Source organism: Cryobacterium sp. PH31-O1 (assembly GCF_030063455.1).
Classification (GTDB): domain Bacteria; phylum Actinomycetota; class Actinomycetes; order Actinomycetales; family Microbacteriaceae; genus Cryobacterium.
This window is the reverse complement of record NZ_JASITB010000002.1, coordinates 459,041-478,809: the sequence shown is the minus strand read 5'-3', so window position 1 is coordinate 478,809 and position 19,769 is coordinate 459,041. Positions and strand designations below refer to the sequence as shown.

15 protein-coding genes and 1 riboswitch are annotated in these 19,769 nt (G+C 64.7%); of the genes, 6 read left to right on the top strand and 9 right to left on the bottom strand.

Annotated elements, in window-relative coordinates:
* Positions 1–32: 32 nt before the first annotated feature.
* Entirely contained in the window at positions 33–1,106 is a 1,074-nt protein-coding gene (locus QMK31_RS07090; RefSeq protein WP_283500227.1) for a glycosyltransferase family 4 protein, read from the bottom strand.
* Between the two features lie 220 nt (positions 1,107–1,326).
* On the opposite strand from QMK31_RS07090, the gene QMK31_RS07085 reads away from it, so the two are divergent.
* The 4 genes from QMK31_RS07085 (at position 1,327) to QMK31_RS07070 (ending at position 7,883) form a co-directional block, all read left to right on the top strand.
* Positions 1,327–2,052: a hypothetical protein gene (locus tag QMK31_RS07085; protein WP_283500226.1), complete on the top strand. Its 726-nt coding sequence runs from the start codon at positions 1,327–1,329 to the stop codon at positions 2,050–2,052.
* 133 nt (positions 2,053–2,185) lie between these two features.
* Positions 2,186–5,764 carry a PKD domain-containing protein gene (locus QMK31_RS07080; protein ID WP_283500225.1) on the top strand — a complete coding sequence of 1,193 codons (3,579 nt, stop codon included), beginning with the start codon at positions 2,186–2,188 and terminating at the stop codon, positions 5,762–5,764.
* Between the two features lie 78 nt (positions 5,765–5,842).
* Positions 5,843–6,811 (top strand): glycosyltransferase family 2 protein, encoded by a 969-nt coding sequence (locus QMK31_RS07075; RefSeq protein WP_283500224.1) that lies wholly within the window; start codon positions 5,843–5,845, stop codon positions 6,809–6,811.
* A complete protein-coding gene (locus QMK31_RS07070; protein ID WP_283500223.1) occupies positions 6,804–7,883 on the top strand; it encodes a glycosyltransferase in 1,080 nt (359 codons plus the stop codon). The genes QMK31_RS07075 and QMK31_RS07070 overlap by 8 nt, the downstream gene beginning before the upstream one ends.
* 66 nt (positions 7,884–7,949) lie before the next feature.
* Here the strand turns inward: QMK31_RS07070 and QMK31_RS07065 are convergent, their stop codons facing one another.
* The 5 genes from QMK31_RS07065 to QMK31_RS07045 form a co-directional block, all read right to left on the bottom strand.
* The gene (locus QMK31_RS07065) at positions 7,950–8,948 is read right to left on the bottom strand and encodes a glycosyltransferase (RefSeq protein ID WP_283500222.1); all 999 of its coding nucleotides are present in this window, start codon (positions 8,946–8,948) and stop codon (positions 7,950–7,952) included.
* Positions 8,948–10,414: a tyrosine-protein kinase domain-containing protein gene (locus QMK31_RS07060; protein WP_283500221.1), complete on the bottom strand. Its 1,467-nt coding sequence runs from the start codon at positions 10,412–10,414 to the stop codon at positions 8,948–8,950. The genes QMK31_RS07065 and QMK31_RS07060 overlap by 1 nt, the downstream gene beginning before the upstream one ends.
* A 128-nt stretch (positions 10,415–10,542) precedes the next feature.
* A complete protein-coding gene (locus QMK31_RS07055; protein WP_283500220.1) occupies positions 10,543–11,316 on the bottom strand; it encodes a CDP-alcohol phosphatidyltransferase family protein in 774 nt (257 codons plus the stop codon).
* On the bottom strand, positions 11,313–12,566 hold the full coding sequence (locus tag QMK31_RS07050; RefSeq protein WP_283500219.1) for a DUF1972 domain-containing protein: 1,254 nt from the start codon (positions 12,564–12,566) through the stop codon (positions 11,313–11,315). Before QMK31_RS07050 ends, QMK31_RS07055 begins: the two co-directional genes overlap by 4 nt.
* Before the next feature lies 1 nt (position 12,567).
* Positions 12,568–14,115 (bottom strand): sugar transferase, encoded by a 1,548-nt coding sequence (locus tag QMK31_RS07045; protein WP_283500218.1) that lies wholly within the window; start codon positions 14,113–14,115, stop codon positions 12,568–12,570.
* Between the two features lie 473 nt (positions 14,116–14,588).
* On the opposite strand from QMK31_RS07045, the gene QMK31_RS07040 reads away from it, so the two are divergent.
* Positions 14,589–15,638 (top strand): dipeptidase, encoded by a 1,050-nt coding sequence (locus tag QMK31_RS07040; protein ID WP_283500217.1) that lies wholly within the window; start codon positions 14,589–14,591, stop codon positions 15,636–15,638.
* 89 nt (positions 15,639–15,727) lie between these two features.
* Positions 15,728–15,791: riboswitch (guanidine-III (ykkC-III) riboswitch) on the top strand.
* Between the two features lie 11 nt (positions 15,792–15,802).
* Positions 15,803–16,126 carry a DMT family transporter gene (locus QMK31_RS07035; RefSeq protein WP_283500216.1) on the top strand — a complete coding sequence of 108 codons (324 nt, stop codon included), beginning with the start codon at positions 15,803–15,805 and terminating at the stop codon, positions 16,124–16,126.
* Positions 16,127–16,144: 18 nt separating this feature from the next.
* On the opposite strand, the gene QMK31_RS07030 is transcribed toward QMK31_RS07035, so the two are convergent.
* From QMK31_RS07030 to QMK31_RS17325, 3 genes are all read right to left on the bottom strand, one after another.
* Positions 16,145–16,831: a haloacid dehalogenase type II gene (locus QMK31_RS07030; RefSeq protein WP_283500215.1), complete on the bottom strand. Its 687-nt coding sequence runs from the start codon at positions 16,829–16,831 to the stop codon at positions 16,145–16,147.
* Between the two features lie 450 nt (positions 16,832–17,281).
* Positions 17,282–18,643: an NADP-specific glutamate dehydrogenase gene (gene gdhA, locus QMK31_RS07025; RefSeq protein WP_502852649.1), complete on the bottom strand. Its 1,362-nt coding sequence runs from the start codon at positions 18,641–18,643 to the stop codon at positions 17,282–17,284.
* Between the two features lie 298 nt (positions 18,644–18,941).
* Positions 18,942–19,595, bottom strand: a complete 654-nt coding sequence (locus QMK31_RS17325; RefSeq protein ID WP_502852647.1) for a DUF4232 domain-containing protein — start codon at positions 19,593–19,595, stop codon at positions 18,942–18,944.
* Positions 19,596–19,769 lie beyond the last annotated feature (174 nt).

Sequence of the window (19,769 nt, the reverse complement as noted above, 5' to 3'; positions counted from 1 at the left end):
AGCGGGCCGGTTCCCTCAGATTTGCGTTGGTGTCAGCTGCGCGCGATGACCTGGGCGATGAGATTGCGGCGGCGCTCCTGGGAGAACAGCGGGTTGACCTGGGCCGGCTGCGGCAGAGGCGCGCGAGCCTTCAGCGCCACGGCCAGACCGATGAGCGCTGCGGTGATGTCGCGGTCGGGGCGGTCGGTGCGACGAACTCCGAGGCCGCCGACGACTGGAAGGACCTCCCCGGCACCGCCGTCAGCGAAGCCGACCGAACGCACGCCAACCCGCCAGGCTTCGATCGGCACGAGGCCGAACGGCTCCGGTGTCGACGGAAAACAAGCCACGGCGTCAATCTCCTCGGCAATGGCCGCCACCGAAGCCGCTTCGCCGCGGTATTCAATGCGGGGATCGCTGTGCACCAGCGCCTGCACGGCCTGCAAGGCCTCGTCCTGTCCGGGGTACGGCGCGCCGAACAGCAGGAGCCGCCACCCGGCCCCGGACAGCGCCGACGATTGAAAAGCCGTGGCAACTTCCAGGTGCCCCTTGTTCCCATTGACCCTCCCGACGACGGCCAACGTCAGTGGGTCATGCGCGGCGCGATCAGGCACCGCCTCGACAGCAGCGAACACCGGCGATGTGACGGTCAGTCGATCCCGACCAACGCCATGGTTCTGCAGCCAGATGGCGGTGGCTTCACTGCAGGCACACACCGGAAAGTCGCCGGATGCCAACAGCGTTCGCACAAGCAGCCCGCCGGCACGGCCGAGCAGTAACTCGTGCACCGAGACGTAGAATCGACGGCGTCGCAGCCGCAGCACGGGGATGTACGCGCTCAGGGCCAGCGTCCACAGCACGACGACGTCGGCACGGGCCACGTCGGAGCGCAGGGTGAGCGGATGCAGCAGATCGGTCAATTTGCTGCGGCGTAACACCACCAGTGTCGGATCGACGACGACTGACGCTGCGGCACCGAATGGGGCCAGGTCGGTGGCCAACGGGCCGGTGTGAGGAACCACGACCAACACTTCGTGCCCCAGGCTGACCAGGCACTCCACTTCCTGACAGAGCACCTTTGAGGCTCCATAGGCATCATTGCTGCCGTGCAGGATGGCAATTTTCATGTCGTTCGCCTCGTTGATCGCATCGTGGTCGGTGCCGGTCGGTGCCGGTTTTGCACACTGTACAGCGTGAGCGGGTGCCCCCGTATGGGGTTCGCCTGCCCCCTAGGAATGAGGGTGAACCCCGTGTATGAATGGCTTCATCGTATTTATTGCGCACAAAGTTTTCCCGAAGCACGAACCTTCCTTGATCGCGACCAGCCGAGCAACCTGGAGTTTCACCATGTCAGTGCGCCACCCCGCCCCGGACAGCACCGGCCCAGCCTCGGGTCAGGGATCGCCTCCTCGGCGGCGCGTCTGGTGGATCGTCGCATCCGCTGCACTCGCCGTGGTCGTGGTCGTTCTCATTGTCGCCGGGGTCGCGGCCTCCAACGGGACCGCCTCGGACACGGCGGGAATCAACGAGAGTTCAACGCCGAGCCCGCGGGCAACCGAGGCGACGGCTACGCCGAGCGCGGTGCCCTCGCCCGCTCCGACCGCTACCACGCCTTTGAACAACGCTGCTCCGGCGCCGACCGAATCTGCCGCGGGCGAACTGGCCCCTCCCGCCGCGCAGGCTCCCGTGCCGCTCACCCAAACCGCCGCGGCCGTGCCCGGCGTGGTCTTCGGTATCGAAGCGGTCGAAGCGGTTGACGGGGTTGCACGCGGACCGGGGGAGGTGGGCGGGCCCTCACTGCGTTTCACCGTGACGGTGCGCAATGACACGCCCGATGCCGTCAACTTGACCGCAACCGTCGTTAACCTGTTTTTCGGTGCCGAGCAAAGTCCGGCGACCGAATTAACGGCTTCGGGCGGCGCGCCCTTCCCCGAGGCGGTCGCGCCGGGGGCGACCCAGCAGGGGGTGTTCGTTTTCGCCGTGCCTACCGACCAGCGCGACCGGGTGCGTATCGCCGTGGACTACTTGGTCGGTGTGCCGATCGTACTGTTCGAGGGCGCTGCTCCGCGTTGACGCGGTCCAGCCGAAAGCGGCCATAACGGTGTGCCCCGGATGGGGGCATCCATCAGTGAAAGATTCTCACTATACTCCGAAGAATACGGTGGCTACCCGACGCCCCGGCACCTCGTTTCAGTAAGGAATCTTCGTGCGACTTCTCCCTGCGTCTCGCCGGCACGTCAACCAGCACAGCGTCGCGTCATTCGATGAGACTCGACCGCGGGTAGCTCGCTCACCGCGTGTCGGCTGGCTCAGCCTGTTGACTACCGTCGCCGTGCTCGGGGGCGTTTTGACGGCACCCCTGCTGGCGCAGGCCGATACCCGCCCAGTGGATGCGGGCACGCCGACAACCGTTGCCGCCGACTCCCTCCCCACAACCCAGATCAACGGGGTTGTCTGGTCGCAGGTGATAGTGGGCAACACTGTCTACGCCGGAGGCGAGTTCACCAAGGCCAGGCCAGCAGGTTCGGCCGTCGGAGTCAACGAGGTTGTGCGCAACAACATGCTCGCCTACAACCTCACGACCGGTGTGCTGGTCGCGAGCTTCAACCCTGACCTGAACGGGGCCGTCCGGTCGCTCGCGGCATCTGCTGACGGAACCCGGCTCTATGCCGGAGGCTTCTTCACCACCGTCGGTGGCGTGGCCCGATACCGTCTGGCCGCATTCGACATCGCCAGCGGTGCACTGGTCCCGTCCTGGGCACCGACCGTCAACGCCTCGGTGAAAACACTGGCCACGTTCGGCGACACCGTCTATGTGGGCGGGGTGTTCACGTCGGCGAGCGGCGTCGCCCGTAATCAGATCGCCGCGTTTGCCACCTCGAACGGTGCTCTGCGCGACTGGACCGGTACCCCAGCAGGGGGATCGGTCAACACGATGGCGATCTCGCCCGACGGCACCAAGGTACTCATCGGTGGCTCCTTCACCTCGTATAACGGCGGCAACACTCCCGGCTACGGAATGGCCGCAACGAACTCCGTCACCGGCGCGTCGCTGCCGTGGGCCGTGAACACCCTCATTCGCAATGCTGGCGTCAACGGGGCCATCACCAGCCTGACCTCCTCGGCCGATGGTGCCTTCGGAACCGGTTACGACTATGGAAGTGGCGCAAATTTCGAGGGCACCTTCCGCGTCAGCTGGAGTGACGGGTCACTGATCTGGATGGAAGACTGCCACGGTGACACCTATTCAGCGGTGCCGTTTGGCGACGTCGTGTACACCACCGGTCACACGCACTACTGCGGCAACATGGGCGGTCCGGTCGAAACCGCACCGCGCTCCTATCACCGCACCCTGACCTTCTCCATGGCGGCGACCGGCACGCTCACTCCCAACGCCGTCGGCAGCTACGTCAGCTTCACCGGCCAGCCGAGCCCGAGCATCCTGACCTTCTACCCCGAGATTAACTCGGGTACCTTCACCGGCCAGGGCCAGGGGCCATGGACCATCACCGGAAATGAGCAATACCTGTTGTACGGTGGCGAATTCACCAACGTCAACAACAAGGGCCAGCAGGGCTTGGCGCGCTTCGCAAGCACGGCGATCGCCCCCAACAAGGAAGGCCCGCGCGTGGCGAACGCGTCGTTCGCCGCCTCCGCTTTCATTCCCACTGTCGACTCGCTGTCCACTGGCACCGCTCGCATCGGCTGGCGGGCAGCCTTCGACCGGGACAACGAACAGCTCACCTACGAGGTGTTGCGCGACGGTGTCTCCGTGGGCACGGTGAAGGGCCTGTCGACCGACTGGTCCCGACCGGCCATGGGCTTCACCGACAGCGGGCTGACGCCGGGCCAGACCTACGCCTATCGCGTGCGGGTGCAGGATTCCTTCGGCAACGTGAAAACCGGTAACCCCGCCAGCGTGACCGTCTCTGGTTCCGGCGAATACAATGCCTACGCCACGACGGTGCAGAGCGACTCGCCGTCGTCGTACTGGCCGCTCGGCGAAGCCACCGGCACCACAGCCTACGACTGGGCTGCCGCGTCCAATGAAACTACCGGAACGGGAGTCACTCGAAACGTTACGGGCGCGCTCGCCGCCGATTCGGGAACGGCCTCGCGATTCAGCGGCACTTCCGCCGGAACCGCCGCCTCATCGGCCTTTGAAACCCCACGGGGCGCGTTCACCATGGAAGCCTGGGTGAAGACCACGACGACCAGGGGTGGAAAAATCATCGGGCTCGGAAACGCTCTGAGTGGTGCGTCCACAGCCTACGACCGCCAGGTCTACATGGACAACGCCGGCCGCCTCTGGTTCGGCGTGAAGCCTGGAGTGCTCCGCACGGTGAACACGACAGCGTCGTACAACAACGGCCAGTGGCACCACATCGTGGCGTCGGTCGGCGAAGCAGGCATGTCCCTGTACGTCGATGGTGCTCTGGCAGCACAGCGTGCCGACACGAAATCGGCGGCACCGATCCAGGGCTACTGGCGCATCGGAGGCGACAATCTCAGCGGGTGGACCAGCCGGCCGGCGAGTGACTACATTGCGGCCGACATCGACGAGGTAGCCGTCTACAACACGGCGCTCAGCGCGAGTGCAGTTGCCCGGCACAATTTGATCGGTCGATCGGGGCCCCCAGCGAACGTGTCACCGACGGCCTCGTTCAGCAGCGCGATCGCCAACCGTGACCTGACCGTTGACGCCACCGGATCCACCGATTCCGACGGCACGATCACGAGTTACGCCTGGAACTTCGGCGATGACAGCACCGCGACCGGTGCGACCGCAACACACTCTTACGCGGCCGCCGGCAGCTATCCGGTCACCCTCACGGTCACCGACAACTCGGGTGCCAGCACGGTGACGAACCGTACGGTCGAGGCCACCGACCCGCCGGCCAACGTGGCGCCGACGGCAGCGTTCAGCTACCAGGCGACGCCGCTCACACTAACGACGGATGCCTCCGCCTCCGCCGACAGCGACGGCACCATCACCGGGTACAGCTGGGACTTCGGCGACGGGAGCACCGGAACCGGCGTGACCGCATCACACACCTACGGAACCGCGGGCAGCTACGAGGTAACCCTCACGGTGACCGACAACGCCACGGCAACCGCACAGGCCATGCAGGCCGTCGTGGTGCCAGACGCGGATCCAAACACCCCACTGGCTACCGACGCGTTCTCCCGCACTGTGGCGACCGGCCTCGGCACCGCTGACACTGGGGGAGCCTGGAGCACCACCGGTACGGCGTCGAACTATTCGGTGAGCGGCGATGTCGGCCGGCTCAAGGCCTCGGCCGGTGCCACCGTCAACGCTTACCTCCCCGGCGTGTCTCTGCTCGACACCGACATTCTCGTCACCACGACCCTTCAGCAGGATGCGACTGGTTCCGGTGCGTACACCTCCCTGATCGGCCGCCGGGTCGGTACCGACGACTACCGGGTGCGCATGAAGAATGTGTCGACCGGTGTAGTGCAGCTGCAGCTCATGCGCGGCGCCACGACCCTTAAAGCGCAGAACATCGCCGGCCTGACCTACACGACCGGAAGTGCGATGCAACTCCGACTGCAGGTCACCGGGTCGTCACCGACCACCGTTCGCGCTAAAGTCTGGGCCCTCGGCACTCCGGAACCGGCGTCGTGGCAGATCACGGCGACGGATTCCACCGCGGCGTTGCAGACAGCCGGTGCCGTCGGCCTGGCCTTCTATTTGGGATCGACCGCCACAGTGACGCCCGTCACCGCCACCTTTGACGATTTGATCGTGAAGCGAGCCAGTTGATCCTGGCCGCCTCCACGAGCCAACCCCTTCGTTCCCGCAGCAGCTGCGTCGTGCACACCATTACAGAGGGGGCCGGTCATGTTCAACCAAGCCACGAGTGACCCGCGCGTCGTGATCGCCGTGCTGACGTTTCGCCGCCCGGCCGATCTCGAGGAGCTCCTGCCGGAGCTGCTCGACCAAGCCGGCATGGTGCACGTGCCGGTCGAGATCGTCGTCGTCGACAATGATCCCGAGGCCGGGGCGCGTGCCTTGGTGACCGAAACCAGCTGGTTAGAGGCGGGGCAGTCGGCATCGAAGCGACACCCACCCGTTCGCTACGTGCATGAACCGACCCCGGGAATCGCTTCGGCGCGAAACCGCGCGCTGCAGGAAGGCCAGGGCGCCGACCTGCTCATCTTCATCGACGATGACGAACGGCCCAGCAGCCACTGGCTGGTGCAATTGCTGGACACCTACTCCACCTACCGACCCGCGGCCGTCGTCGGTCCGGTGCTCTCGCAGTACGACATCGAACCCGAGCAGTGGATTCGGGCCGGCGGCTTCTTCGAGCGCCGTCGGTTCACCACCGGCACGCCCGTGTCTCTCGCCGCTACGAATAATCTGCTGCTCGACCTCGCTCAGGTCCGCAGCCTAGGGCTCAGCTTCGATGAACGATTCGGGCTCTCCGGCGGTTCGGACTCGCTGTTCACCCGGCAGTTGCACCAGCGCGGCGGGCAGATGATCTGGTGCGATGAAGCCATAGTCATCGACATCGTGCCGGCGGACCGCCTCACCAGGGAATGGGTGTTGCAACGTGCGTTCCGCATGGGCAACACCTGGAGTCGGATCAACCTCGACGAGACCGAAAATGGCAAACGCGTTCTGGTGCGCATGAACCTGCAGGCGCGCGGCGCCGCACGGGTCTGCGGCGGGATCATGCGCTACCTCGCCGGTTCGCTCGTCGGGCAGGTGCCGTTGCGTGCCCGCGGGCTGCGCACCGCCGCGCGCGGCGCCGGGATGCTGGCAGGTTCGGTGGGGTCGGTGTACCACGAGTACAAGCGTGGCTAACGGCCGTATTCCCACCGACCGGGCGCGGCTCTACCGCACCCTGCGCAGCGCCCACCTCGAACGCGCGCATGAGTTGCCGCCGGCAGCCATTCTGTTCCGCATCAAGAGGTACGACTTTCACGAAGAACTCACCCGGGGGCTCGTCGTGGTGCAGGCGCACCCCGTGCACGCTGCCTGGATGCTGGCCCGTTCCCCGGTCACGACCCTCGAAATAGGCGAACCGCTCATGCTCTCCAGCGTGTGGGCCAGCGCGCTGGCGATCGCTGCACTGCGACTGCGCACGCTGCTCGGTGGTCGCCGATCGACCATCGTGAGCTACGCCCTGGAAAACGCTGACCCGTTCGAACGCCCCCTCCGCGCCCGCCCCCGACTACGCCGCGGCCTCAACGGTGTCGCGGCTCGATTCGTCTGGCAGCAAACCGACCGAATCGTTTTCGGAACGGATGCTGCCCGGGTCACCTACCGCCAGGCCCTACCCGAACCCGCCCGGAATCTGGTCTCGGCCGTGATCCCGGCCCTACCGGCCCCGTGCAGCTGCACCGGCTCTGACAATCTCGAGGCTCATCGGGTGGTTTTTCTTGGGGCATTCGTGCCGCGCAAGGGGCTGCCGAACATTCTCGCGGCGTGGCCGCTCGTGACAGCGGTGCTGCCCCAAGCGCGCCTTACCCTCATCGGCAAGGGGGCGCTGGAGAATCAGGCGCGGCAGGCCGCCGCTCTGGACCCGACCATCGAACTGGTCGTTGACCCACCGCGCAGCGAAATTCACCGGCAGTTGCAACGCGCCCGAGTGCTGGCCCTGCCCAGCCAACCGACCCCCAGCTGGCGTGAACAGGTCGGCCTGCCGATCGTTGAAGGTCTCGCGCACGGCTGCAGCATCGTGACCACGACCGAAACCGGGCTCGCGACCTGGCTCGAGGAGCACGGTCACGACGTGGTCGCACCCGGCTGCACCGATCAGCAGCTAGCGGATGCTGTGGTGCACGCCCTGCAGGCCGGTCGCCCGCCCGCCGACGATCTGCCGCTCATCGACGGGCGGCTCGCCGCCGACTCCTGGCTGTTCGCGGGCGCCTGAGCTCGATACCGGCCGCCGCCGCTCGGCGCCGCCTGCGGACTGAGGGGCACCGTGCAGTTCGTGCCGTCAGCGCAATCGCACGGCCTGCACGGCGCGGCTATACGCCTCGACGTGGTCGGAAGCGCCAACAGTCCACCGGCGGTGAGTGAGATCGGGGGCGAGCCTGCTGCGCGGCCGCCGGGTCTGGGCGAGTGCGTCGACCAAAACCTGGGCCGACAGTGGGCCGTCGTAGGTGAGCACCCAGTCGGGACCGACCTCGTCGGCTAACGCTGTGGTCACCGCGTTCGTCGGTACCAGGACCGGGCGGTCGAGCGAGAGGGCCAGCAAGACGGCGCCGGAATTGTGCATCTCGGCGTACGGCAGCACGACCAGCTCAGCGGCACCGATGGCGTCGGCCAGCTCGGCATCGCTCGCGTGGCGCAGCACGAATTCGATGCGGCGGTCACCGGCCGCCGCACGCTGCAATCGTTGGGCCAGCTCGCTCGATTGGGGAGCGCCAACGATGCGCAGCGACGATTCGGCATCGTCAGGGAACTGACGGAAACAATCGACGAGGACATCGACCCCCTTATAGGCACGGATGAGCCCGAAGCACAGCAGGCGGCCCGGCACCGGCACCCCGGACGCGTGGTTCGAGTACCACTCCCGGTAATCGCCGTGCGGGATGGTGCGCTCCAGCGCGCCCGCCGGCACCGGGGTGACTGGGTTGAGCCGAATCCACAGTGTGGTGCGATGGTCGAACGTTTGCAGCAACCGTCGGTCACACCGCGGCGCGGCTTCGTGGCTGCGCACGTTGTGCAGCGTGCGTACCACCGCAGTACGCCGAAGCCGCAGCCGCGCCAGGAGCAGGCGGAACAGCATCCGTCTGGCTAGTGCGCGCGCCGGTGTGCGCCCCTGTAACAGGATCTCGGGCCAGTGCACGTGGAAGACGTCGTACCGGCTGGTGAGCGCCCGGCGCCAGGTGAAGCCGAGCACCTCGACGCTGGGGGTGAGCGATCGGCTTAACTGCAGCAGGTAGGGATTCGTTGTGGCACGACCCTCCGGAAACGACTGGAGAACCCGCACTACGTCGACCGCGTCGGTTCCGACGTGCGGGAACTGCGGCGACCGGTGTCATCAAAGGCTGTGCGCGGCGCCCGAGTCGCCGTGACACGGTTGGTGGTTCCCGGTGTGCGCGGCGCGGCGCCGGTCACCGGAGCGAGCGGTCCGTAGTACACCTCGGCTCGCCGTTCGCGCACCTGGTTGAGCACGATGCCCAGGATGCGGGCGTTGACCGCTTCGAGCGACTCCAGGGTGGTCGCCAGCTGTTGGCGGGTGGTCGACTTGTAACGGGCGACGACGATGGCACCGTCGGTGAGGTGCGACAGGCCGAGGGCGTCGGAGGCCGGCAGCAGCGGCGGGGAATCAACCACGATGAAGTCGTAATCCTGCAGCAGGCGGTGCATGAGAGTCTTCATCGCGTCCGAACCGAGCAGCTGGCCAGGGTTGGGCGGCACGGCACCGGACGGTAGCACGTCGAGCCCGTCCGACCAGCGCACGATAGCGTCGTCGGGACCGACGTCGCCGAGCAGCACGGTTGTGAGCCCCACGTCGCCTTCGAGGTCGCACAGCTCGGCGATCGACGGGCGCCGCAGGTCGGCATCGATCAGGAGTACTCGGGAAGACCGTTCCGCCATGGCGAGGGCCAAGTTGATCGCGGTCGTCGATTTGCCGTCGCGCGTGACCGCCGACGTCACCACGGCGCTTCTCGGAGGGCTGTCAACGTCGATGAATTCCAGGTTGGCCCGCACTCGGCGGTACGACTCGGCCATAGCGCTGTGCGGCATGACACGCATGACCAGGCCGGCCGGATCGGTGCGCTTCTTACGACCGACCTTGCCGAGCAGGGGATCAGAGGACACGCGATCGAGATCCTTCTCCGTACTCACCCGGGTGTCGAACACTTCGCGGGCCAGAGCGTAGAGCACACCGAGAACGAGCCCGAGCAGCAACCCGGTGAGCACGATGAGCTGCGTGTTCGGGGCAAAGGGACTGCCGGGGAGTTGGGCTGGCGATACGGTCTTGACGGTAATCGACGGCAGGTTGTCCGGCCCCTTGGGCGCCAGGTTTTCCACCGCCGTTGCGAGCGATTCGGAGACGGCGTCAGCGAGGTCCACGGCCTGAGCCGCCGATCGGCTGGTGACGGTGATCTCGATGAACACCGTATTAAGGGGAGTGACTGCGGTCACGCGGGACGCGAGGGCCTGAGTGGAAGTTTCCAGTCCGAGCCGGCTGATCACCGGGCCCAGCACCGTCGGCGTCGTAGCGAGCTGGGCATAGGACTCAACCAGGTTCTGTGTGAACGTCGATGTTTGCAGCAGCTCACTGGTGGTTTCCCCACGGTCACTCGTGACGAAGACGCTATTGGTGGCTTGGTATTGGGTCGGAAGGGTGGCCGCGTAGCCCCACGCCACAGCGCCGCCGAGGAGGCCCACGATGATGATGAGCAGCCACCGTCTCGTGATGGTCCTCAAATAGTCGATTGGTTCCACAGCATTCTCCGTCCGGTTGCGCCCACACTACAATCAAGCTGACCAAAACTCACCTCGGAACTCATGAGGCAGCATCCCCAGAAGGGGTCACACGGCAGGCTGAGGATCGAGACGAGCGGATGCCCAAATCAGGGTCGGGCGACTCCGACACGACCCAGCGCGGTCATGTCCCGAAACCATTTGCCGAGGGCAAGCGCGAGATAGACCGCGTTGGCGACGAAGAGCAGGCTGTACAGGCCGAGAAAGGCTAGCGGGGCCCCGAACAGAACGAAGGATAGGCAGAGCATCCCGTAATCAGTGGGCAGGCCGAGCAGAGACCGTACTACGGTGCGGGGAGCGGTGGAGAGGGGGGCGGCCGCAGTGTGTTTGGCCTTGAGCAGATCGTTGAGAATCATCGCGAAGAACGACACTGCGGCCACGGCTGTGAACCCGATCGGCACGAGCAACCAGGCCGAATTGGTGAGCGGAAAGTGAGTGAACATGGTGATGAGCACCGCCAGATGCAGCGTCGAAATCTTGATGGAGTCCACGACGTGGTCGAGCCATTCGCCCGACGGCGAGCCGCCACCGCGCAAACGAGCCACCTGGCCGTCGGCCGAGTCGAAGGCATACCCGGTGGCGAGGAGCAGCCATACGACGATCCCGAGCCACCAGCTCGGCTCACCGATCGCGAGCAGGCCGATGGCGCAGAACGTGAAGCCGGCGCTGATCGCGGTGACGTTGTTCGGGGTGAGACCCAAACGATATGCGCCGGCCGCGAGGTAACGGCCAACCCGGCGGTTGACGTAGACCGAGTATGGCGGTGCCCCACGTGCCGCCGTCTTCTGAGCCGACGACAAACGGCGCACGGTGTCAAAGTATGTTTCGGTCGAACGAACTGCCTGGGCCGAGGTGCTGGTCATAGTGTGATCCCCCTGGATGGTGCCGTGGATGGTTGCCGGTTGATGAAGTCGGGACGGCTCCAAGTCGATACGCCCGCCCGCCCGCTGCTTTGGTTGTGGGTGCTGTAGCCGACGGCCACGCGCCGGGCGAGTTTTTCGTAGCTGGCTGTGACGTCGTCCCAGTTGTAGAGTTCCGCGGCACGTCGTTGCAGCGCCGCTGCAACCTCGTCGACACCTTCAGGGCTCAGCTCGGCGTCTTCGAGCAGGGCGCTCAGGGACTCCGCCCCCGAGAAGTAGTCACCGTCGGTACCGAGCACCTCGCGATTGAAGACGACGTCCCACGCGATGACCTTGGTACCGGCGCCCATCGCGCGCAAAAGCGATGGGTTCGTTCCGCCGACCGAATGACCGTGCAGGTAGGTACTGGCATGCGCGTAGAGCTGATCGAGCTGGTCCTGGTCCCAGACGCTGCCGAGCATGCGAATGCGGGAATCGGATGCAGCCAGGTCGCTGATGCGCGTGATGTGGTCTGCCGCGTACGGGGCAGAGCCGACGACGACGAGCGGCAGACCGGCCGCGCTCGAGCGATATCCCTCGACGATGACGTCGACGTGGTTTTCGGGTTCGAATCGGGCGACGACCAGATGATAGCCGCCGGGTCGGAGTCCGAGTTCGGAGAGCCGATCGGTCGGAGTGTCCTGCAGAATTCGGGTGCCGTAAGAGATCAGCTCGGTCGGAATGGAAAATTCGTCCCGGTAGTAGTCGACGATGCCCTGTGCGTCGGCGATGAGGGCATCCGCTTCACGCACGGCGACCTCTTCGGCCCAGCGGTAGTAGCGCCGTCCGGCGCCGCCCCATTTGTCGCGTTTCCATTCGAGTCCGTCGACGTGCACGACGCTGGGAATTCCGCGCAGCCGCAGCCACGGTACGAAGGGGGCGTTGGCAGCGTTGAATACAAACGCGACATCGGGGCGGCGATGCATGGTTGCGTGCAGCACCGACAGCCCGGTGTGGCTCAGGGTCTCCAAAATTTTATGGCGTAGGGCCGGCAGCTCGACGAGCTTCATGCCGAGGTATTCTTTCGGCACAGGCCGGGCCGTGCGACGACAATAAACGGTCACGTCGTGGCCCCGGTCGACGAGGCGGCGCCCGATTTCTTCGACGGCGGTTTCAAAGCCGCCGTAGGCTGCTGGCACTCCGCGGGTACCGATCATTGCGATGCTCAGACGCCGGTGGCTGGTGGGCGCAGTGTGTTCGATCCCCGCGGTCATGTCAATATGCCCCAACTGGTTGAATGACGGTCTTGAAGGTGCGCCAGATGATCATCAGGTCGCCGGCGAGCGACCAGTTCTCGACGTAATACAGGTCGAGCCGCACGCTGTCTTCCCAGCTGAGGTTCGATCGTCCATTGACCTGCCACATTCCGGTCAGGCCGGGCTTGATGTACAGGCGACGGTGCACGTGGGTTTCGTAGACCTGAACTTCTTCGGGCAGCGGCGGGCGCGGCCCGACCAAGCTCATCTCGCCGACGAAAATATTCCACAGCTGAGGAAGCTCATCGAGCGAGTACTTGCGCAGCACGCGGCCGATCTTGGTGATTCGCGGGTCATTACGAATTTTGAAGAGCACCCCGGAGGCTTCGTTCTGGTCAAGCAGACCGGCCAGATCGTCCTCCGCGGTCTGCACCATCGAGCGGAATTTGATCATGCGAAAAGTTTGTCCGTTGCGGCCACAGCGTTCCTGCCGGAACAACACGGGGCCGGGGCTGTCCAGCTTGATGAGTACGGCAATCGCAGCGAACACGGGCAGCAGGAACAGCAGGGCACAGGCTGTCGTGACCATATCGAGGGTTCGCTTGAAAGCATGACGCCCGCCCTCGAACCGGGGGATTTCGACGTGGATAAGCGGCAGGCCGTCAACCGGGCGAAAGTGGATGCGGGGACCAGCGACATCCGTCAGCCGGCTGGAAAGGACCAGCTCTGCAGACGTTCCTTCGAGGTCCCAGCCGAGATTGCGGATGTAGGAGCTGCCCCCACTGGGCTGCCCGGCGACGATGACCGTGTCAACGCCCATGGCCGCTGCCGCGGCAGCGACATGTTCGAAATCGGACACAATCGGCACCATACGATCGCCCGCCGAGATCTCGTCCCCGATGCCGTCTTCCAAGGCAGCGCCGACGATGTAGTAGGCAGCGCCGGACTTGTTGTCGATCTGGCTGACGACATATTCCACGTCGTCGCGGTTTCCGACGACGATCACGCGAGACAGGTAGTGACCGAACCTGCGCTGGTGCAGCAGCCATTTGCGCCACAGCCACCGTTCCAAAACCAGCGCGACAATGCCGAGCGGGAGCGCTAGAACAAAATACAACCGGGCGATGTCGATGTTGAAGATCAGAAAAATGATGGCGAGCATGCCGAAGGTCAGAGCGCTGGCGTTGATGACCTGCTTGTATTCACTCGCGCCGACGCCGATGACGCGGGAATCCCGGGTGTGAAAAAGCTCAAGGGTCACCAGCCAGGTCACCACGATGAGCAGCGACACGAGCCAGTAATTGGCGCTGAACGATCCCGGCACGGCCGGAATGCCGGCAAAGCCGAACCGAAAGACCAGAGCCACACCGACAGCGAGAACGATAACTGCGACATCGGTCAGTCGCAGCTTGGTGCGGTACCGCCTTGCCCAGATCAGGCCGGAGGAGGGGGTATCGACGGCGATGTCAGCCTGCGCGGACACGGGCTGGTCGACGAGCCGCAGTTTTGGGGTGCGGCCAAGCGGCAGGGACTGGGCAAGGGATGCGGGCGAATCTGATTCACTCATGCGTCGTTCCTCCTGCGTTCGGGCGAGAAAGCGTTGCCGGGTGCGGCCGGTGCAGTGAGGTAAAGCGCGGGCTTGCGGGGGCGGTAGGGCGGATTGGATTAAATGTCACTTTCATTCCCTGCAGTCGGGTTTACAGGAACAGGCGGTCATAGTGACAAAGTGACGATGCTGGCACTTGTCGTTTGATGGAGCGCGGCGTGGGAACATGATTCTTTCTCAGCAACTTACTGGCAGAGACTACCCCGATTCAAGTCGGCCGCGCTGTAACCTCAATAGGGGTCAAAATCCCCTGTCTGGGGGAGGTCGCAGTGCTGCGTGCTGCGCCAGCCTCGCTACGGCCCACGTCAACCCCGGTTTATCTGGTACGAAATCGGTCCCTGGCGCCGTGGGGTCGGGCGGCCGGGGCGCACAAAATGCCCGATGGTGGGGGTCCTAGGCTGGTCAAAGCGCATCGATTGCCGGGAAGAGTTCACATGACCGTAAGAATTCCGAAATTTGCTGTCATTGACGGCCACAACGACCTCGCCTGGGCCTGCCGCGAGCATCGCGACTATTCGGTTGCCGGACTGGACGCCGAACACCATTCGGAGCGCGGTCAGCTGCAAACGGATGTCCCCAGGTTGCGCCGTGGCGGAGTGCAGGGCCAGTTCTGGTCGGTGTGGGTGCACACCGACCTGGGAGGCACCGACTCCGTTCAGGCCACGCTCGAGCAGATCGACTTCATCCACCGCCTGATTGCTGCCTACCCCGATGATTTCGAGCGGGCCGTGACCGCCGACGACGTCGACCGCGCCCAGCAGGACGGAAAGATTGCGTCGCTCCTGGGAGTCGAGGGCGGCAACCAGATGAACAACTCGCTCGCGGTGCTGCGTGAGTATGCCCGGCTCGGTGTGCGCTACATGACACTGACCTGGAACTCGACGACGGAGTGGGCCGACGCTGCCGTCGGCGAGGTGACCCACAACGGCCTCAACGAGCGAGGCCGGGCCGTCATCGCCGAGATGAACCGCATCGGCATGATGGTCGACCTTTCGCACGTCTCCGCTGCCACCATGCAGGACGCCCTCGACGCCACGACGCGCCCGCTGCTGTTCAGCCATTCCTCGTGCTTTTCCCTAAATGCGCACCCGCGTAATGTGCCGGATACGATTCTCAGACAGCTCGCCGCCAACGACGGTGTGCAGATGATCACCTTCGTTCCTGCATTCATCTCAGCCGAATACCGACGCTGGGAAGAAGGCGGCTCCGTCGGTGACAAGCCGGTCGTGACGGTCGCGCACGTGGCCGACCACGTTGAACACGCCCGCAGCGTGGCCGGGATCGATCACATCGGACTCGGCGGCGACTTCGACGGCTGCCCCGATATGCCCGTCGGTCTCGCCGACGTGTCGGACTACCCCAACCTGTTCGCTGAGCTTCAGGGTAGGGGCTGGAGCGACACCGACCTCGTTAAACTTGGCTCCCAGAACGTGCTGCGCGTACTTCGCGCGAACGACCCGGCCTACGACGCCTTCGTCTCATAGCTGGCAGCAAGAAACAGCCGAACGAACGGATGCCTCAACCGGGCGAATAGCTTCACATGGTTTGCCCAGTGTTGGTGTCTACGGTCGGTGCAGGTCGCGGTGCGTGGCCCCGGACGACGGATCAGTACCCGGAACGCGACAAGACTGGCCAAGGAGTGTCAGCCATGTCGTGGATTGTGCTTATTCTGTCGGGTGTTCTTGAAGCTGTTTGGGCGACGGCGCTCGGCAAGTCAGAGGGCTTCACCAAGTTATGGCCTACCCTCGTCTTCGGCGGTGCAATCGCGCTCAGCATGGCCGGCCTTGCGTGGGCTATGCGAGAGATTCCGATCGGCACGGCCTATGCGGTCTGGGTTGGTATCGGTGCGGCCCTCACCGTAGCGTGGGCGATGATCAGCGGGGACGCGAGTGTCTCGTGGCTGAAGATTGTGCTGTTGCTTGGCTTGGTTGGTTGCATCGTCGGCCTCAAACTCGTTGACGGTGCGCACTAACTTCTGGAGTCGTGCTTCTTAGGTCGTCGCCGGGGGATTGAGCTGAACGGCCAGATCGCTCAGGGTGGAGATCGTATGGTTGGGGGCCGCGAAGAAGGTCGGGTAGGCATCATCGGTGCGGTTCAGCCATGCGGTGCGGAGACCGGCCCGTGCTGCCCCGTGGATATCCCACGGGTGAACGGCCACGAGGAGCGCATCGGCCGGCCTGACCTCGCAGACAGCGACGGCATAATCGTAGGCCGCTCGAGCAGGCTTCCATGCCGGGGCATCGTCAACGGTGAGCAGGGCCTCGAACTGGCTTCGGAGTCCCGCTCGGTTCAGCAGGGAATCCGCGACCTGCGCCGATCCGTTGGAGAGGGTCACCAGGCGCAAACCCGAGCCTTTTAACGCGTGAATGCCCTCAGCAACGTCGGTGTGCAGATTGAGAGCAGCGAAGCTGTTCATGATGTGCGCCACGGCATCGTCGAGAGTGCGCGTCAGAGTCAATTCGCGCAGCATTCCCCGCAGAGATTCCGATCCGATTACCGAAAATGGTGCGGCGCCGCCCGTGGCCGCGAGTGCAAACCCGTCCCGTAACAAAGCGGCGAACCAGACGCCGGCCAGGTGGGCGGGGGCCCCGACCTCCCGGAACCGGGCGCTCAGTGGCGCCATGTCGGAAAGGGTCTCGTTGACGTCGAACACAATTACTGACGGGCGGTCTTGCATAGCTCGCTCCCTTCGATTGTTCACGTTCTATTTACGCTGGGTGGCGAGGAATGTTCGCTCGAGTCTATGTCAAAGTTGGTTCCCAGAACGTGCTTCGCGTGCTTCGCGTGAACGTTGCGGCTTACCGCGCCTTCGTCGCGTAAGGGGTCGAGGGGGCGCCCGGAGGGCGTGATTGGTAGATTGACGAGTCATCGGACGGCACAAACCTCCCTTGATGGCCTGACTCCTCAGCCCTGCTCTCGCGAGCGGATTAGGGCGCGCCACTAGCCTGCGAAGCGCCCGGTGGTGTGAGCCGGGAGGGTTTCGATGTGCCGGTCGTGAAGATGCGGGCGGTTGGCTTTAACCGCTGTGCTAGCCATTGGTCGGTGGGGCATGTGAGCACCGCAGGCGGCTTCTGCGGCCGCAGAAGCCGCCTGTCGGGTTAGTTTTTCCGTCTTCTGAGGCGATCCCCTACACGACCCCGAACGCGAGCATGGCGTCTGCGACGCGGGTGAATCCGGCGATGTTCGCCCCCAGAACGTAGTTCCCCGGTTCGCCGTACTCCTCGGCCGTGGTGGCGCAGCGCTCGTGAATGCCCCGCATGATCTCGACGAGACGCTGCTCGGTGTTGTCGAAGCTCCACGAGTCCCGGGATGCGTTCTGCTGCATCTCCAGCGCGCTCGTCGCCACGCCACCCGCGTTGACGGCCTTCCCGGGGCCGAACAGAACGGACGCCTCGCTGAACACGCGCACCGCCTCCGGAGTGGATGGCATGTTGGCGCCCTCAGCGACCGCGAGCACGCCGTTGTCGGCGAGTACACGCGCATCCGTTTCATCGAGCTCGTTCTGGGTCGCACACGGCAATGCGACGTCGATGCGCGTGGCGGCCGAAATACTCCAGATGTTGCCTCCGGCACGATAGTCAGATGAGCTACCTCTTCGTTCGGCGTAGTCGGCGAGTCGACCGCGCTCCACCTCCTTGATCTGGCGCAGAAGCTCGAGGTCGACCCCGCTATCGTCGTAGACGACGCCCGACGAGTCGGAGCACGCAACGACGACGCCGCCGAGCTGGTGCACCTTCTCGATCGCGTAAATGGCGACATTGCCCGAACCAGAAACGAGCACGCGCTTGCCCTCGAACGACTCCGACCGGGTTTTCAGCATCTCGTCCGCGAAGAACGCCGTGCCGTATCCGGTGGCCTCCGTGCGCACGAGCGAACCGCCCCAGCCCACACCCTTGCCCGTCAGTACGGCTGACTCGTAACGGTTCGTGATGCGCTTGTACTGCCCGAACAGGTATCCGATCTCGCGCCCACCGACGCCGATGTCCCCGGCCGGCACATCGGTGTACTCGCCGATGTGCCGGTACAGCTCGGTCATGAACGACTGGCAGAATCGCATCACCTCGCCGGTCGACTTGCCCTTCGGGTCGAAATCGCTTCCGCCCTTTCCTCCACCGATGGGCATGCCGGTGAGTGCGTTCTTGAACAGCTGCTCGAACCCGAGGAACTTGATCGTGCCGAGATAGACGGACGGGTGAAAGCGCAGCCCTCCCTTGTAGGGCCCGAGCGCGGAGTTGAACTCGACACGGAAGCCCCGGTTGATCTGCACGCGGCCGGCATCGTCCACCCACGGCACGCGAAAGATGATCTGGCGCTCAGGCTCGCAGATGCGCTCGAGGATCGACACCTCGGCATACTGCGGATGCTTGGCGATGACGCGACCGAGCGACTCGAACACCTCGAGAACCGCCTGATGGAATTCGACCTCGCCCGCGTTCCGCCGCAACACCTCGTCAAAAATCGGTTGAATACGTGGATCTATGCGGGACATGTGCTCATCCTACGCGGGCAGCCACGGGCGCTCTGCGGTTGTCGCCTCGTAGACCGCGGTCGAAGCACGGCAGATTCACGCCTAGATTGTCGCCGGAAAAGGTATCTGCGCGAGGACGATCCGCCCAACAAGGTTCCGCGGATCCTTTCAATTCTGTTGTTTCGTTTCAGGGCTGTTTCCGCCTGCTGCTTAGAATCTCACACGACCTGGCGTGCCGAGGGCGGCCGTTTCGACCTGCTCACCCTCGCGGCAGCGGCGATTGCCTCGGCGGCTGAGAGTCGCTGCCCATGCCGTCAGATCAGAAGAGACTGGTTGCGCTGATCCACGACACGTTGTACGTAGCGGGTGTATTGCATACAGTGACGGGACTTTCCAACGTTATGGTCCGCGACGAATCCCAGTTGGGCGGACTCACTATGGCCACATCGGCGACGGCGGTGTCACAGCTGTACGCTCCGGCATTGCTGAAATGGATGGTGCTGTAAGCAGACCCCCCGGGAGCAAGTTGCACCACCTCCGGCAGGCCGCTGTCTGCCGCGCGCTTCCCCACGACCATTCCCGTAGCGCTGTCCGCGAGGTTGAAGATGGAAGGCGGTCCCTCGACCAGACAGGCGTCGGCGCTGGTGTTAGTAAACGTGATCTCGGAGTAGAACGAACCGGCTCCGCTGGCCGTCGGCTGTGCGGCGATCGAGATATTCAGGTTGTCTCCGTCACACTCAGCGGCTCCGGCGGGCCTCAGTGTCAGATCCGGATCGATTGCGGAGTCCGATACTTCTCCGGCGGGCTCGGACGCCGCCGGAGGAGGCGCTACGGGCGAAGTGGAGGCCGAAGGGTGACCGGCACCGGAGGGCGATGGGGCCGAAGAGGCTGTCGGACCGCTCACCTGGCCACCGCAGGCAGTCAAGAAAAAGATGACGGCTAATCCAGAGCAGAGTGCAGAAATTTTCTTCATGATTTCCCCCGGATTGTCGTGGTGTCAATTGATGGATGTACCTGCGCTGTGCGACTGCTGGGGCGGCGAGGGCCAGAGGTACGAGTCCGTCCGCACGAAGGAATGCAGCGACTTCGGTGGCAGCGTCCGTCAGTTCCAAGCCTCCCATGAGGACCCTCTTCGCAAAATCGCAAC